The following is a 16,613-nucleotide window of genomic DNA, read 5'->3' as shown; positions in this document are numbered from 1 at the left end:
CTATATTCGATATCCGCAAAAGTTTGTTGCTTTTTCATTTTTCCGCACCGCCTGTGTCTTGATACTTCTATTTTACCAGAGTTCTCCTCTCTTCGGTAGAGGGGCGGATTAAATCAGAGGTTCCCTAAAACCGTACTTGCAAAAAATGTTGAGTTGCGCAGACTTGAAGGCACGGCACAATGATCCACACTGCCTAATAATTCTGACATCAGTACCACCGGTGATACGGTTTTTATTCTATCGTTCCTGTTCTCTATGCCTGGCATTTCTGCCGTTGCATTTCCACATAGCCATTGGATGGCGGGAAATACGTTCCAGAACATCAGCTTGATCAAACAGTAACTCCGGACGATACTCATTCTTGCGGAAAGCCTCCCAAAACGCCAACTCGTTTTCATTTGGAGTAAGAAGTTCCGATAAATATCGGATGGTTTCGTCCTGCGTCGACTTCAAATCAAAATGTTCGCCACGGCGCAATACCGGGAGCAAATCAGTCTTGATTCGGTATGGAGGAATCTTGGCAATGCTGTCAAAGCGGAAACTGTCTGGGACAGTTTCTGAACCTATGGCACTATACAGCATTGTGCACTTCCGAAGCATGGCCTGTTCGCTCTCGTCAAATAAGCCATATTGCAGCATATTATGTATGTCGTATAAATCTCTTGGTGCCGTTCTGTTAAGCAGTGCAACGATTTTCGAAGCAAATATTTCAATCGGTGCTAAACTTAGGACAGTCAGTTCTGATTTAGCCCACGGGAGTTTTACCTGTCTGAGGGACTCTGGCAGCACATGGCAGCGAAGCATATAGTTAATCTCAATTTTCAGGTTATCCTTCATGCCACCGGAGTTCTGATACTCGTATACAAACGAATCCAGCGCGTGATATTTCTTTGACTTCAGGCTGGGTGCATAGCCGGACGATTCCATATATTTTACAATGTGGTCCGTTACTTTGCTTCGCTTGGAAAGCATTTCATCTCTTGACAGATTCTCTGTGAAATCGAGGTCAATATCAACGGACAAACGCGGCAGATTAAATATAGTCAAGTTGATTGCCGTACCGCCTTTCAGCGCAAGGCAACTGGACAACAAAGGATCATTTTTAATAAATGAGAGAATATCCGCAAGTCGGCAAACTTTCTCAAACGTATCGCGGACAAAACCGAGTTCCCGTGCTTGCCTGCCAAGCGTAATTCGGTCATATTGCGTCATCATCCGTTACTCCTTTGTTCGTTATTGCCCGTATGTCAGCGGGAGCATACAAGCGCCACTTTTCATGCCAAACAAAGTTGTTGTGTTCTTTCATCAGGTACTTTTTGCTGCCTGATATGTGTTTCCGGCATTCAGCAAAGAAACTTTCTGGCAAGTCCAGGCTGTCACGCAGGCTTTCCAGCAAATAACCGCTTTTTTGATAAAGGAAGCCACTGTTATATGCCGCCAGTGTAAGCAGAAGCTTGTCCGGCTTAAGCACGGGTATCAGCATCAGGCAACGCAAAGTTTCTTCCAAGCCTCCAATCTTTTCAAAATCATTGATACTGTCAATGACAGTGCGTTCCAAATCGGCGGCGCGAACGCCGCCTGAAAGCTCGACAGACGCTTCATATCGAGGCGCAATCCGATGATAGGTAACGCCGTCATACGCGAAGCTTTGAAAACGGTTTTGGGTTGTCACGTAGACCGCATAAAAAACCTGATTGGCATATCCGTAGTATTCAAACGCGCTGTGATGGGAGACGCAGGCGTCCTCAAACAGTCGGGAGGCAATCTGATAGCGTGTCGGAACCGGCTGTTTTGTTTCAATACTGATTGCAGTGTATAAATCACGGCGGACACGCTCAATATATCCTTTTTGTAAATAATCATGTATAAGCGAGTTCGCGGCTGCATCCGAACCTGTTATAGTTACAAGATCACACCGTGAAAAGCAACCGAGTTCTATCAGTTTTTCATAGTGCTTCATACTATCACCTCCTTATTTTTATTATAGCACATAATCATTGAAATTAAAACGGTATTTTGCAAATGCAAAAATAATATTTTTGAAATTACAAGTACCCTTCCCAAATAAAGCGACTGTGTGCAGTATTGAATACTGCACACAAGCCATCCATATTTTGTGTCCCACGGTATTTTTTCTCTTAAGGCCGAAACATCTCCTTTCTCCGCGAACCCGCTTTCATCCACCACAAATGAGCCGCCGCGTTATTGTATTTGGGCAGTTTCTTAAACCGCCCTTTATAACATATATCTTCCGTGAAATGTTTCGGGGGAGACGTAAATCCTTCCTTCACGGCGGCGCCGACGTTTTCAAAGGTCTGCCCTTCGGAAAGTTCCGGCAGCGTAGTTTCCGGTTTATCTTCAGGCTTTCGCTTCAGCGCGGCGAGAAACAGCCGTTCGGTCTCTCTCCAACCCAGGGCAGTGACGGTTTTCCCTTTGGCCGTGAACGCATGGCCGTTACAGTCTAGCGTCACAGTCGTTTCGGCGGTGACGCACGGATCACTCACAGCACAAAGTAGCCGTGCGGCGATCAGGTTGAGAATGCTTGTTTCGCCGATCGGCAGACCGGAAAGACCAGCTCCGGCGAGAGTCCTCGTCAGAATGATTGCGTGATGGTCGGAAACCTTGCCGCTGTCGATGATCCGCTCCGCATGGACGGGCAGATTCTCCTTAAACGGGAATGCGATGCAAACAGTTTTTACGAGTTCCGGCACGGCATCCCGCATGTCATCGGTCAGGTATTTGCTGTCGGTGCGGGGATAAGTGACGAGCTTCTTTTCATACAGGCTTTGAGTATAGTCGAGGGTCTGCTGGGCCGTATATCCCAATATCCGGTTGGCGTCGCGTTGGAGGGTGGTCAGGTCGTAGAGCTTCGGCGGCTGCGCACTCTTTTCCTGCCGGATCACGGATTTTACGGTTACGGTTGTCCCGTCGCAGGCCATGCGGTTTTCTTCGGAGTTCTTCTTGTCGGCAATCCTTTCACCGGAAGCTGTGAAATTTCCGCAATCCAGTTCAACCGTGTAAAAAGGCATCTTTCTGAAAGCGGCAATCTCAGCTTCGCGCTGTACCAGCATGGCAAATGTCGGGCTCTGGACGCGGCCCACGTTCAAAGTGGTGTGGTAGAGGACGGAAAACAGCCTCGTTGCGTTGATCCCGACGATCCAATCGGCTCGTGCGCGGCACAGGGCGGCGTCGTACAGCCTTGCGTATTCGGCATCGTCTTTGAGCTGTTGGAATTCGGCTTTGATTGCGCTGTCCTCCATGGAAGAAATCCAGAGACGCTCAACCGGTTTCCGGCAGCCGCAATGCTGTACTACAAGCCGAAAGATCAGTTCCCCTTCGCGTCCGGCATCGGTGGCGCAGACAAGGCCGTCCACCCGTTTGTCCGACATGAGGCCGGAGAGAATTTTCAGTTGTTTCCCCTTATTGGCGGATACAACGTATTGCCAATTTTTCGGAATAATGGGCAGATCGTTCAAAACCCATTTGGCATAACGCGGGTCGTACGCGTCGGCGGAAGCGAGTTCGACAAGATGTCCAAAGCACCAGGAGACGATATAGCCGTTACCTACGAGACAGCCGCCTTCCCGGCTTGTGGCCCCGAGCACTTTTGCTATGGATTGGGCCACGCTCAGCTTTTCCGCAATCACAAGTTCCATTAGACAAATACCTTCTTTATACCGCTTGTTTTAAGGCTAATACCGGAGTAAAATGTACATAAGAAAAAGCCGGTTGCCGGAAGCAATCAGCTTTGAGCCCTGCTAAAATAGGGTCTGCCTGTTTGGACATACTTCATATAACGAGGGAAATTGAATGAAAAAGTATCTGATTTACCGTGCGCCGAAAGAGATTGACCGTGATTTAAGTAGGCATGAGCTGGTAGGAGTGGAATATGGTGCGGACATTGATGCGGTCACAGATGCCATCATCAGGGCGGTAACGGACGATTTATCCGGAAATCCGAAATATGCCGGTTGTGAGGTGTTCGCTTATGCCCCAGAGCCAATGGATGAATCCAGAAGGACACAGCAGTATCAGTATCGTGTGACCGGCGTTGTTTCGCCGGTTTCCGCAAAAGAGAACATCCTAATCAATTACGGTATCATAGAGTGGGAAGAAATCTGATTCTTTCCCCATGAGAAAAGCCGGTTGCGGGAAGCAATTGTCTTTTGAAATTGATTCCCATTGTTTATAAAACAAGAATTCAATCTGATTAAAAAAAGAGGTATTGAAATTTGCAAAAATTAGATATTATTTATCTTGCAGACAATAAAGAATTTATTCAAACCTGTGCCAGCTGGGCTTATGGCCAGTGGGGGTGCCAGTCGGGTGGTACGTTGGATCGTGCAATTGAAAAATTTACAAAAGGAGCTAACAAAGTAAGTCTTCCAATTACTTTGTTAGCCTTATATGATACCAAGCCTGCCGGTATGATTAGCTTATGGGAATCGGATTTTGATGGAAAATTAGAGCTGTCACCGTGGTTGGCATCACTATATGTGCATCCATTTTATAGACACAAAAATATTGCATCTTGTCTAATAAAAGAACTGGAATCCAGAGCTTCTCAACTTGGGTATTCTAATCTATTTCTTGTTACAGAAGAAGCTAAAAATCTATATGTAAAGTACGGATGGACAGAAATTGAAAAAGTAAATACAGCCTATGGTAAAGCTTCCTTGATGATGAAATCATTGAATAAAAAAACTTTGATTAGGATCATTTAATGAGTAGTGAGTTATCCGAGATTTAGCGGCAAAAAAAGCTCGTGCCTCAGATGAGAAGCACGAGAGTAAAGTAAGAAGTAAGCTGCCGCTAAATGTTGGATAATTGCCATTGAACTTAACTGCGGATGGCGAGGCAGGAGCTATGGGGATTGAATTCTTTGGCTTTCCTAAAACATACAATAAAAATCAGCTTTTCATATATAGCAGAGAAGAAGGTCTGCGATAGTACGAGAAATATGGTAAAATAAGCATAGCTTCCCCCTCCCCAAACGGGCGTTGAATTGAGGTATACAGTTCAAGCAATGGCTGGTGGTGACAGACCCATGTAGTGATGAAGTCTGTCGCAGCCACAAACAGGGCATTTAGAGATGTCCTTGCCCAGAATTTTTCGAATCAGGTCGAGGGTGGAAGCTTTTTCTTTAAGGATAATCGGTGTATGGGTAAGCTGTTTGCAGACTTTCAGCTTGGCATTTTTGTTGCGGTTACCGAGCAGCCCGTAATGCCGAATCTTCATAAATCCAGGCGGCAAAATATGCATGAGAAACCGCCGTATGAACTCTTCCGCTGAAATTGTCATTACTTTCCACATGCTGTCACTTTTGTAATCCCGCCACTTGAAAGAGACTTGTCCGTTTTCGAGTTTAAGAATACGGTTGTTGGAAATGGCAACGCGGTGTGTGTACCGTCCAAGGTACTCCACCACACAGGAAGCATTCTTAAACGGAGGCTTGCAGTAAACAATCCAATCCTTACTGTATACATTCCGTACCGGCGCGATTGAGAAAGAGATACCCTTCCGGGTGGTTTGGCCTGTATGCTTTCCAATATTCCCGCAAGACTGTAAGACTGGTTTGAGAGAGTACGGCAAACCGATCTTTTTTACCCTTGCTCCGGTAAATGAACAATCGCATTTGCTCACTGTCTACATCAGAAATTCTGAGATGGTGGACTTCCCTGAGCCGTAAACCTGAACCATACACGGTGAGAAAGATTGCCTTGTAGCGCAGGTCGTCTATGACGCCGAAAAACTTCTCAATCTCCTTGACGGTCATGATATTGGGTAGGAGAATCGGTTCCTTGACTCTTGGAATGCGTTTGTAGTTGAGGTTTTGTTCCAGCGTTATCTCGTAGAGAAACCGCAGCCCACTGTTGTAGGTATTGATGCTGGCAGGAGACAGCTTGCGTTCATCCTGTAAATATTGAAGAAATTCTCTGAATTCAGCCTCGCCCATCTGGTCAGCGGGTTTGTCGAAATGCTCCATGAACACGCGTGCTTTGGTCTGATATTCCGCTACGGTGTCCTCACTTAAACCTCGTAGCCGAATATCCTGAACCAGTTTGCCTAAGATTTCTTCTTTTGTCATTGTACTAACTCCTTTAAAAGCAAATTTGTACCGCAGTACCGTTACTATTTTAAAGGATTTACATACAAAAAAGGAAATGCTACAATATTCGTAACAGTTCCTTTTTATGGCAGCATTTTTAAATTTCGGGGGCCACTGCGTTAGCAGTTTAGTTCAATGGAAAGTAAGATTAATATATTCTGCGAGGTGCGATATGAAAATTATTTTAATTAGGCATGGTGAACCCAATTATACTCCATGTGACGAAAGAGGATTTATCGGACACGGAAGAGCTTTAGCTCCATTAACCGAACTAGGAATAATGCAGGCTGAGAAGGTTGCATTAAATAGTATTTTAAGTAAAAGCGAAATAATTGTTTCATCACCGTATCCTCGTGCCCTGCAAACTGCAGCAATTATATCACGTGAAACAGGAATCAAATTAAGTGTTGAAATGGATTTGCGTGAGTGGGAACCAGATAAAACCTTTCAATTCAAATCTTCTGAGGAGGCTGATGCTTTATACCAGGATTTCTGTTATTGTAAAGGAATTTATCCTATTGGCAAAAAAAGAAACTGGGAGGAAATTGATGAAATAATTGAACGTATTGATCCTGTGATTCACTTTTACTTTAAAGAGGGTTATAAAAAAATAATTGTTGTCACTCATGGGGGAGTTATAAGAAGATTTACAGGTGAAGCCAAAGTTCAATATTGTTCACCATATGTCATTAACTATTGTGGTAGCTTCGACTACTTTAAATGGGTTGAATAACCACGCCAAAGGAGAATAATCGGAAGCAGAAAATCATTTACCAAGCTCAAGGCTTTCCACCTTGAGCTTTAATGCGCGTTGAAAATTGATTTTGCAAGGCTTCCGGTCTTAAAAAGCGTGAAGCACAGCAGCACCGTGTAGCCCATGCACGTCCAGATCGCCTTGCTGATGTCCGTGCTCACGCTGATGCTTTTTACAAGAACGGCGTAAATCGCCACGCAGACGATGATGAGAAAGCCCTGAAATCCCAGTGCAAACAGGGAACGAAGATAGTTCTGCCCCATGCCGCCCGATTCCCGGTTGAGCATCGTTGCCATCGGGATCGGCGCGATGGATGTGGCTAAATAGATCTCAATCATCCTCCCATACACGATGATGAAAATGCAGATTGTGAGCGCCCACATAGTAAAGCCCACGAAAATACTCTGAAACCACAAGCCGAACAGGGGGCCGAGGTCCATTGCCATGAGACGTGTCTGAAGGTTTGCCGTGACGGAGCTGATGTCGATGGACGTGTCGGAAACGATGATCCCCGCCGCACTGTTGACTACGCTCTGCGCCACGTCGAATATGCCCATGACGATATTCCATGTGTTGGTCACAATGAGGATGGCGCAGGCCGTTTTGAAAATCCACTTAAAGAAAACGGCGCTTTCGATGTCCAGCGTGTTTTGTCAAGGATGTACGTCAAAAAAAGGCTACAGAAAACTCTGTAGCCTTTTTTGACGTTCAATCCAAATTATCCAATTTTCGGCAGACTTATATGTACTATTCTTTTCTCCTCATCAGAAAGCGTGGGGGTAAATTGCTCTGAATAATGACTGATACGCTCAGAACATTTGCTAAATGCAGTATTATAAAAGTTTCGGATAATGAAATCAATAAAAATGCTAGGGGTAAGGGCAGAACTCACAGGTATCCTGCAATTTTTATATTGACCTAATGTCAAATGTGAAATTGGATGCTCAACATTTCGTGCGGCAGGAGAGCTATCATAGTCAAAACGTAATGGGAATGGCACTATTCGTTTATCAATTACATCTGCGTATATTTCATCAAGCATATATACTTCAGGATTATTCTGAAATTCCTCTAAATCGGGGGAAGGGAAAAAAGCCAACCGATGTAGACAAATTTCTCCGTTTACAAAAAGATAATACATTGTAATGAGAGCTCCGTCCAGCATTCTCAAATTATAGAATCGCTGTTGCAATAAAACATTATACATGTCAGCATAAGAAATATTTTTTAGAAATGCATTCGTGCGTATTTTCCCCGTACACACTTCCTTGGTATTTTCTCCCTTATCAATAATAGCCGGAAAATTCTGGTCATCGCAAAGACCCACTTTGATGATATCTTCGGTTAGTAGATTGATTTGTTGTAAAACATTTCTTTCTGTCATATGCCACGCCCCCAATTAAAGCAAAAAATCACGGAGGCGTTGTAGATCATCAGGATCTAGATCTTCCTTGTAAATTTTTCCTTCTTCTAAATCGCGGATTAAGCTATTAATAGCAGATTTATTTTTCTTAACTTTTTGCTTGTCTGCTAGACTCATATCACGATTAACAATATTAATATATTTTCTTTGCTCTGCAGTTGGATATACAAAATTTAATTTATAATTATTTGCTTTTACTTTTTGATATTCCGAAATCAGTGCATCCATTTGGGAACCAACACCCAATACTCTTACCCATGCTTTACTCCTTGTAATGGCAGTAAATAAAGTATTTCTTGAACGTGCCATATCATCTGATTGGTAACAGTCTTGAGCGTTAATAACGTATACCATAGCAGCTTCATTTCCCTTTGCACGATAAATTCCAGTAAAAACTATTGACTCGCTTTCATCGTCAAAGAAAACATCTGGTGTCGTATCTACGCCAGCAATGTGTGAAGGAATTCCTTTTTGAAATAGTATTGCTCTTATAGCCGGTACTAATTTTCGAGTTGTAAGTGGATCGGGATTAATAACAATTATGTCATCGTAACGCAATTCGTCTTTATTGAGATTATCTTCAATTTGATTTGCTACCCACTCATTTTGTTCTTCAATAGTGGGAAAAGATTTAAGCAGAACTAAATCGTCAATAGGAGAATGGCTTTCAAGAAATTTAGGGCTCGTATTAGGCGTCCGTTTTAAACATACTGGCTTTCCATCGGAAGGTTCACCAGATTCAACATCATAACCGATATCGCTCCAAAGAGTATTTTCTTCAAACATTTGAACTATTCCCGTCCCAATTCTGGGATTAGGCTTTCGATAAATTCCAAAGCCCAAAGCATGGGCTGTAACAAGGGCCGGGCGTGAGTTACGATAGCATTTTTCCAAAATTATATCTTGCTTTGCATGATTTCTAGTCTCATTTTCAAATCTTACTTTTGGAGTCCCATCATTATTTTTCCCAAAAATAATTTCAGGAGCAGGCAACGACTCTTTGCCAAGATTTTGTAGCTCATCATAAGCGTATACCAGTCTTTTAGGTTGCTTTAATAGGCTATAACATAATCTCAAAAAGCTAGGAGAAAAATCTTGCGCCTCATCAATCAATATGACATCATATACTCCTTTTTCGCTATCTTTTGTTTCTTGAATTGCAGCTTCGCAAGCATCTCCAAAAGGATCATTTACGCCATATTTATTTTTGGCAGTTCTAAAATCACAATACTCAACATCATGTAACACACAATAGGAATAATATAAACCATCTCTTTCTCCACCGCCCGGGGCTCCCCAAGCATGAATTATCTGTAAATTATCCCAATCTGGTTCTTCATTTGTTTGTTCAATGTAAAAGGTATTAATAAGTCGCCGAAACTGTCCTTTCAAAGACCGAGTGTTAAAAGTAATAGCAATTTTCCAATCTGGATTTTGGGCATGCAAATAAGCAGCTTTTAAAGCTAGAACAATCGTCTTTCCTGATCCGGCTAATCCTCTTATGCGCTGTACGCCATCAACAGTTTCAATAACGGCACGACTTTGTCGATTATCCAAATTTGCAATAGAATCCTCTATATAGCGAAGTTTTGCACCCCGTGAATTTTCCTCTCTTATATCTCGCTTCTTTTTACCTTTTCTAATAGTAGATATCGATTGAAGAACAGATAATAGTGTTTTATAATAAGAATTATCATCCCACGAAATACCGTTTATTGCTTTGTCTAAATTCTCTTCATTACATAAGGGATACTCTTCATCAAATCTATCGGTTTTTATGGCGGAACAAAATGTTATTATGCTTATTTCAACACGAAGCTTTCGGCCTTTAACGAGTTGACTATATCCCCGAAGCTTTGCATCCATTTTATTATAACTTTCATCTTGTAAAGATTTATAGCCTTCTGTATTAACACCTTCAATTAAGTTAAAAATAACAATTCCCTTTTGCTCAGATACCCATAAAGCATCAATAGGATATGGGCCATTAACAGTACCAATGATCGGATATCCTACATATAAAAATCCTTCATATTCCTTGTGATGATTAAAAAAATCACATAATTGTTCGCTTGACATGGGCTTTTTAGTTGCACCAGAAATGATAGATACCATTATACATCAATCCTCTCTTGGAGTCGTTTGACGCTATAAATAAAATGATAAAGAATTACAAAGACTAATATAGCACAAATGGGTTTAGTACGCTAGCTCAAATGCTATGTTTTCCCCGAATCACATAATCACAATTACATATTATTGGTAGTTTCTTATGATTCCATTCTGCCATTAATCAGGTAAAGTTGCATAATACAAGTACTGATCAGCTGGCTAAATTGGGCAATTCCGTAATGAGAGCGTACAGCGCTTTAAATCTATGCTTGAAATATCAAATCTAGCATTGTAAATCACATTTGACATTGGCCGATTAAATGCCGGATACCAATATGCCGCATACTTATAGGCCGATTTGCAGAGCTTTTTCCCGATGATCTTTTCGACCTCTGCAAAGGTAAGAGAAATGGATGGCCCCTTCTGCTTCTGCAAATATTGGCCTAGTGCTGCGAATGAAGTGCTTTTTGCAACATAGTGTTCCGCAGGGATTTTATCTTTGGTGCATTCGCTTTTTGTCTCGGACGGTTTCACCATGCCGATGAAGTTAAAGTAGATATCCACCTGCTGGGAGAATGTATATCGCGGGCCCTTTTTCCGCTGATGAACGACAACCTTTTCCACAAACTCATTGAGCATGGGTGTTGTCAGTTCGGTAAAATCGGTATATTTATCAATCAGTGCAAGAAACTTGTCGGCTTTGACACTTTGCTTATCAAAGCAATCCAATCTCGCCCGAATTTCAGCGATGGACTTTTCTAAGTCGGATTGCTCCTGTTCATATTCGCCGGAAAGTTTCTCGAAACGTTTATCCGTGATTTTGCCGCCGACATTATCTTCATAGATCCGGCGGATCAGGGTATCCAGTTCGGCAGCCCGTTTTTTGCTTTTCTCCAGCTGCTTCCGGCAAGCTTTTGCTTCTTTGTCCTGTTGGATCGAGGAAGATTCCATCATACGGTGGACAAATTCATCCCTGTTTTCCTTGGCAAAGCGGCTGATTTTTTTCAGCGCGTCAAGAATCAGCTTTTCCACAACATCGGCGCGAATGTAGTGCATCGTGCAGTCTGCCGTGTGTTTGCGATAGTTGGAACAAATATAATTGTTCCGGGGAAGACCGTGAGCGCCTTTGCCGCGCTCGTTATACATCTTTGCGCCGCAGTCCGCACAGAACAGGAGCCCCGTCAAAGGATTGGGAGTTCCCAGACTGTCCGGGCGGCGCACGGTTTTGCGAAGACGCTGGGCCGTGTGCCATGTTTCCTCGTCGATAATCGGCTCGTGCGTATGTTCAAAGATTGACCATTTGTCTTTCGGCGCGGGCCTCCGGTTTTTATCCTTATACGACTTTTTGTAAGTCTTGAAATTGACGGTGCAGCCCATGTATTCCATCCGGCTGAGAATGTATTCAACCGTGTTTCCCCACCAGCGGTACGGGTCGGCAAACACCTTGTTTTTGTTGTTCCCGACGCCTTTCTGCGCCAGATAATAGGAAGGGCAGAGCACTTTTTCCGATTGCAGGATTCCGGCAATCTGGTACGGGCCTTTGCCGTCAATTGTCATTTGAAAGATTCGCCGGACAACATTGGCGGCTTCCTCGTCAACAATCCACTGATATTTATTATCCGGGTCTTTCAGATACCCGTAAACGGGATGGCTGGAAGTGTGTTTCCCTTCCAGCCCTTTGGCCCGGTAGACGGCTGCGACTTTTCGGCTTGTATCGCGGGCGTACCACTCGTTCATGATATTTAAAAATGGAGTGAAATCATTGTCGCCCTGCTTGTCGCTGTCTATACCGTTATTGACAGCGATAAACCTCACATTGCGCTCACGGAACATCACTTCAGTATAGAAACCAACTTTAAGATAGTTGCGCCCGATGCGCGACATATCTTTGACGATGATCGTGCCGACATGGTTCTGCTCGACTTCCGCGATCATACGCTGGAAATCCGGCCTCTGAAAATTTGTCCCGGAAAAACCGTCATCCACGAAATACTGAATATTCAGGAAACCGTTTTGCTTCGCATAGGTTGAAAGAATTTTCTTCTGGTTGATGATGCTGTTGCTGTCGCCCTGCAATTCATCGTCGCGGCTGAGCCTGCAATAAAGGGCGGTGATCAGAGCCGTTTTTGACTGTCCAAACATGGATTTTCTCCTTTCAGACAGTCAACACATTTATGGTGCTTCCATTATACCGCAATTCCATAAATTATGAAACTGTCGAATTAAAAAAGTTACTGTTTTCCCGTGTCGTTTTTGATTAACCAGAGAATTTTATCGTTCAGGGTTTCTTTGCTTGTCTTGCTAAAATGAATGGATACTTCATAGGTGGTGGAGCCTATGGACTCGGTAAATTTGACCGGCTGATGTTCCTGTTTTTGCTCCATCGGCAACTCCTTTCCAAAATGAAAGTTTCAGTTACTTATGATTCCGTTTTGCTCGCTTGGAATCATAGCGTGAGCAGTCCATCACGACGGCCCGAAAACTCTGCTTACAGCCGTGGACACATTTCCGGCAAAGTGAATTGTATGTCATGCGATTCCGGTGGTTTAAGAAAAACTGCCATTCCAGCTTGCGCTTCTTGCTCATTCTCGGCATGGAAATCGCTCCTTTCGCCGTCGCGGACAGATAGATGGATTTTCTGTAGCTTTCCGGTATCATTTTCGGGGAAAAACGGCTTTATAAGTCCTATCTATGAGTGGGATAATATCCGGTAAGGATAGAACATGCGGACAGAAAATGCCGTGTTTAGGTATCATTTCGGTGCTGATTTTATCGCTCATGATCGCGCCCCCGATCTTTGGACTTCTCCGACCAGGCAAACTCGTCGGCGGTCTTTCGGATTTTCTCTACGACCTGAATATCCGTGCGCATGGCTTTCATTTTCTGGTATAACTCGCCGTTATGAGCTGTGAGACGTTCCGCTTCGGCCTGCCAATGCTTCGGTGTAATTTTCTCGCCGGACATTTTCAACTCATTCAGATACCGCACAGAAGCATCATAGAGAGCAAGTTCAACACTGTGCGCGTCCCGAAATTCTTCCTGCACTCTTGGTCTCAGTGCGGCAAGCCGCCGGTGGAAAGCTTTGTTGTCGGCATACTGTTTCCACATGGAAAGTCGTTTTTTCAATTCGTCAATCTGGCGGGCAGTGGCGGCAATCTCGCCGCGCAGACCGTAATATTCCGTTTGCATGGCGGTCACTCTCGCGTGAAGCTCCTGCATGGAAGAAACGCCGTTTTTCTGCAAAAAGCTGAACAGGGCGGCGCTCTCTTTGAGGGCTTTAACCTTGCCGTATCGGGTAGCCGGTCTAATTGCGTTCTGCGCCTGTTGAAGCTGTGCCCAAATGCTTGGCTTCTGTTCCGGCTGGGTTACCTGTTGCTTTGACCAGTTGTAAAGGCGGGTAATCCGGGCCTTGATTTCTTTGAGAAGCCGGTTTTGTGCGACGATTTCCCGGTTGACAGTGCCTTTTTCGGTGATGAGGCCCCGACGTTCTATCTGCGTGGCCGCGACGCCCATATGAACGGTTGGAACTTTCTGTACGCCCTGCCGGGCATAGCTGCGGTGGTCGATTCGCTCTGGTTTGCCCATCTGCTCTAACACATGATTACAGGCGTCGGTCCACGCCGCCCGCCATACTTCGGCTTTACCCGGATCGTTCCAGTCGGTGGTGTTCACCCTGTGACTTTTGAAACCGCCGTTGGGCAGTGGAATACGCTGGCCGTGCCCATCGAGGACATACTCCTTCCGGCACTTCGCGCCCCATTCGCCGCTTTCTTTCAGAGGTCGGATGGTGAGCATGATATGCGCGTGAGGATTGCCGTCGCCTTTGTCGTGGATGGAAAAGTCCGCGCACATTCCCGTTGAAACGAAAACGTCTTTCACATATTTTCGGACGAGTCGGATTTGTGAACTCCGGTTTATCTCCACCGGAAGCGCAATTTCAATTTCGCGGGCAAGTTGGGCGTTGCGGCTTTTTTCGATTTTCTCCACGCTGTTCCATAGGGTGGAGCGGTCGGAAAACTCCGGTGGGGCATGGACTGGAAGAAGAATTTTCGAATAAGCTACGCCGCCCTTTTTCGTATAATCGTGCGTGATGCCGTCCCATTCGTTTGTGAGTTTTTGGCCGCTGCGGTAAGCGGCGGCGGCAACGGCGCTCCGGCCCTGACTGCGTTTGATAATTTTGATGCTGTAATGATAGATGGCCATGGACAAAAATCCTTTCGACGGTAAGCATAGATAAAACCTCATACCGCGTCAGATTTTCCGCAGAAAATATGGCGCGGTATGAGGTTGCACAAGAGGTTTGGAGGGCATAGCCCTCCATCGCGCCCGAAGGATGCAACGGCCTCGCAGAGCGCACGGCACCCGTCAGGGTGTATAAGTGCGCCATTAGCATAATTACACTAATGGAACGGCAGTTTAGCGCCTCTGTTTCAAAAATGCTTTGACCTGTTCGCCCGTCATGGAGACGATTTCGGGAAACACGCTTTCCAAAATAGCCCCGTGCTCAATAAGTCTATGTGTCCGCGCTTTGCGTTCCGCATCTGCTTTTCGGTTTAGTAGAATTTTCTGCCGGTTTTTAAGCTGGCAAATTTCTTTCCGCACAACTTCCGGCTCTGGCTTTTGTGTTGACGTATCGTTCAATCACTCCATCCATTTTTTCTTTTCAAAATAGCGTCTGAGATTTCTAACACCTTTTCTCACGGAATCGCAAACGCCGCTGCTGTTCACGCCTTCGGCGCGGGCAATGTCCACTTTCTTCATGCCGAGAATGTAATGCGCGTAGACTCGCCGCGCCTGAATGGGCGGCAGATGGTCAAGTGCTTCGTAAAGCTGTTGCATTGAAACTTTTCGTATGAGGATTTCTTCGGGTGATGGCTCCGTGTGAAGAATGCTGTTTTCAATGCCGTCACTGCGATCCAAAGAATAGTAAGCTTTGTGATACCAGGCCCGATGGTGATAGTTGTCTTCCTGCCTTTTCGCCAATAGAAATGCTTCGGCAATTTCGTCGCTGACCTCGACAAAACAGTCCTCATTGAGAAACGGATAATACTTGCGCAGATTGATGGTGGGCATACGGTTAACCTCCAGACAGCAAGAGGGACAGACAGCTTAAAACTGCCTGTCCCTCTTGCAAATGTGATAGGGCAAATACCCTTCACTTGGTTAGCCCCAAAATCCCGTTTTGCACGGACTGTTATTGAAATAATCTCTGCACTTTTTGCGTACCGCCTCAATGCTGCTTTGAACAGCAGATTTGGAACAACCACAAAGCTTTCCGATTTCCGTATAGCTCAGCCCATTCAGCGCAAAAAGCAGAAATCGCTGTCGCTGAATTTCCGTGCAGTTTTCCAGTGCATCCATGATTTCTTGCAAGGTTTCTTTTCGGCAGAGCCATTGTTCCGGCGTTTCGAAATAGCACCGCCCCTCACGGGCGACTATGTATTCGTCAAACTCCCGCTGATCCCAATGGCGGCGCTTTTCGTGGGACAAGTTCTCACCCTTATGTCTTGCACGGTCAAGAAATTCACCAACTTCGGTGGACACTTCTATTGATATGGTCTGCCCGTAGATTTTGATATGTACTTCCATAAATTCTTCTGTCCTTTCTGAAAGATTGAAATTTCAGAGAGGACAGGCGGTGAGCGGCAGCGTGGCTGAATGTCAAACCAATTTGACCTGATGTTCGGCAGAGACTTTTCCTGCGAGATGCCGATTGAAAATGGGCGTAAAAAAACACCTATGCAGGGAAGCCCCCGCAAGGTGTTAGGTAGAAAATGGGCGCAGTATTCACCCATAATCTTAATGAGTTTTTTGAAATCACGAAAAATTAGGTTGTCAGCTAAGCTAAGCCGTTATGACAGGGTAACGGCTCCTCCATCGACCGGCGTAGCACACTTGCGCGCATAAAAGGCCCTCCAATCGCATTACTGCCATTGGAAGGCTTTCAAAGCGCGCATTTAATTACCTACCAATGATTTCACACGAACATTGGTAGTGAATAAATCAACTATAAAAATCGGCCGATTTTTTCTGCATAAGTATCTGTTTTTAAATACTACTGATTTTCATTATTTAGCGTGTGAACAGCTGACCTGAGCCCCGAAAACTGAGCCAATAGAAAAGTTAGTCACAATATGATAAAATGCAGATGGAGTGATTAACATGAAGAAACGGTTCAGCGAGGAACAGATCATCAGGATTCTAAAAGAACATGA

Annotated in this window: 16 protein-coding genes and 2 pseudogenes; 3 read left to right on the top strand and 15 right to left on the bottom strand. The window is 44.6% G+C overall.

Features of this window, described 5'->3' with window-relative positions; all coding sequences use genetic code 11:
• Positions 1–237: 237 nt before the first annotated feature.
• From CAFE_RS17580 to CAFE_RS17570, 3 genes are all read right to left on the bottom strand, one after another.
• Positions 238–1,215, bottom strand: coding sequence for a nucleotidyl transferase AbiEii/AbiGii toxin family protein (locus tag CAFE_RS17580; protein WP_233452863.1), 978 nt, complete (start codon positions 1,213–1,215; stop codon positions 238–240).
• Complete coding sequence (locus tag CAFE_RS17575; protein WP_156991349.1) at positions 1,199–1,960, bottom strand: type IV toxin-antitoxin system AbiEi family antitoxin domain-containing protein; 762 nt, start codon at positions 1,958–1,960, stop codon at positions 1,199–1,201. Before CAFE_RS17575 ends, CAFE_RS17580 begins: the two co-directional genes overlap by 17 nt.
• 178 nt (positions 1,961–2,138) lie before the next feature.
• Positions 2,139–3,656, bottom strand: coding sequence for a DNA topoisomerase (locus tag CAFE_RS17570; RefSeq protein WP_156991348.1), 1,518 nt, complete (start codon positions 3,654–3,656; stop codon positions 2,139–2,141).
• A 154-nt stretch (positions 3,657–3,810) separates the two neighbouring features.
• On the opposite strand from CAFE_RS17570, the gene CAFE_RS17565 reads away from it, so the two are divergent.
• Complete coding sequence (locus CAFE_RS17565) at positions 3,811–4,122, top strand: carboxylate--amine ligase (protein WP_156991347.1); 312 nt, start codon at positions 3,811–3,813, stop codon at positions 4,120–4,122.
• 110 nt (positions 4,123–4,232) lie between these two features.
• A complete protein-coding gene (locus CAFE_RS17560) occupies positions 4,233–4,724 on the top strand; it encodes a GNAT family N-acetyltransferase (RefSeq protein ID WP_156991346.1) in 492 nt (163 codons plus the stop codon).
• A 295-nt stretch (positions 4,725–5,019) separates the two neighbouring features.
• On the opposite strand, the pseudogene CAFE_RS17555 reads toward CAFE_RS17560, so the two are convergent.
• Positions 5,020–5,484 (bottom strand): annotated as a pseudogene (locus CAFE_RS17555) (IS91 family transposase); the annotation flags it as partial.
• A complete protein-coding gene (locus CAFE_RS17550; protein ID WP_156991345.1) occupies positions 5,474–6,088 on the bottom strand; it encodes a tyrosine-type recombinase/integrase in 615 nt (204 codons plus the stop codon). The pseudogene CAFE_RS17555 and the gene CAFE_RS17550, both read right to left, overlap by 11 nt.
• Before the next feature lie 193 nt (positions 6,089–6,281).
• Here CAFE_RS17550 and CAFE_RS17545 point away from each other — a divergent pair, with 193 nt between their 5' ends.
• Positions 6,282–6,842: a histidine phosphatase family protein gene (locus tag CAFE_RS17545; protein ID WP_166525175.1), complete on the top strand. Its 561-nt coding sequence runs from the start codon at positions 6,282–6,284 to the stop codon at positions 6,840–6,842.
• A gap of 68 nt (positions 6,843–6,910) precedes the next feature.
• On the opposite strand, the pseudogene CAFE_RS17540 reads toward CAFE_RS17545, so the two are convergent.
• The 10 genes and pseudogenes from CAFE_RS17540 to CAFE_RS17495 all read right to left on the bottom strand — a co-directional run.
• Positions 6,911–7,513 (bottom strand): annotated as a pseudogene (locus CAFE_RS17540) (VirB6/TrbL-like conjugal transfer protein, CD1112 family); the annotation flags it as partial.
• A 68-nt stretch (positions 7,514–7,581) separates the two neighbouring features.
• A complete protein-coding gene (locus CAFE_RS17535) occupies positions 7,582–8,247 on the bottom strand; it encodes a DUF2290 domain-containing protein (protein WP_156991343.1) in 666 nt (221 codons plus the stop codon).
• A gap of 15 nt (positions 8,248–8,262) precedes the next feature.
• On the bottom strand, positions 8,263–10,401 hold the full coding sequence (locus CAFE_RS17530; RefSeq protein WP_156991342.1) for a DEAD/DEAH box helicase: 2,139 nt from the start codon (positions 10,399–10,401) through the stop codon (positions 8,263–8,265).
• 216 nt (positions 10,402–10,617) lie between these two features.
• The gene (locus tag CAFE_RS17525; protein ID WP_156991341.1) at positions 10,618–12,540 is read right to left on the bottom strand and encodes a recombinase family protein; all 1,923 of its coding nucleotides are present in this window, start codon (positions 12,538–12,540) and stop codon (positions 10,618–10,620) included.
• Between the two features lie 89 nt (positions 12,541–12,629).
• Entirely contained in the window at positions 12,630–12,782 is a 153-nt protein-coding gene (locus CAFE_RS17520) for a transposon-encoded TnpW family protein (protein ID WP_156991340.1), read from the bottom strand.
• 31 nt (positions 12,783–12,813) lie between these two features.
• Positions 12,814–12,993: a hypothetical protein gene (locus tag CAFE_RS20205; protein WP_156991339.1), complete on the bottom strand. Its 180-nt coding sequence runs from the start codon at positions 12,991–12,993 to the stop codon at positions 12,814–12,816.
• Positions 12,994–13,167: 174 nt separating this feature from the next.
• Entirely contained in the window at positions 13,168–14,601 is a 1,434-nt protein-coding gene (gene mobQ / locus CAFE_RS17510) for a MobQ family relaxase (protein WP_156991338.1), read from the bottom strand.
• Positions 14,602–14,814: 213 nt separating this feature from the next.
• Positions 14,815–15,000, bottom strand: a complete 186-nt coding sequence (locus CAFE_RS17505) for a DUF3847 domain-containing protein (RefSeq protein ID WP_413814447.1) — start codon at positions 14,998–15,000, stop codon at positions 14,815–14,817.
• Between the two features lie 39 nt (positions 15,001–15,039).
• Complete coding sequence (locus tag CAFE_RS17500) at positions 15,040–15,471, bottom strand: RNA polymerase sigma factor (protein WP_156991336.1); 432 nt, start codon at positions 15,469–15,471, stop codon at positions 15,040–15,042.
• A 90-nt stretch (positions 15,472–15,561) separates the two neighbouring features.
• The gene (locus CAFE_RS17495; protein WP_156991335.1) at positions 15,562–15,987 is read right to left on the bottom strand and encodes an RNA polymerase sigma factor; all 426 of its coding nucleotides are present in this window, start codon (positions 15,985–15,987) and stop codon (positions 15,562–15,564) included.
• Between the last annotated feature and the right edge of the window lie 626 nt (positions 15,988–16,613).

Origin of the sequence: Caproicibacter fermentans (genome assembly GCF_009746625.1) — a bacterium.
GTDB classification, from domain to species: domain Bacteria; phylum Bacillota; class Clostridia; order Oscillospirales; family Acutalibacteraceae; genus Caproicibacter; species Caproicibacter fermentans.
This window is presented reverse-complemented; position numbering and strand designations above follow the sequence as displayed.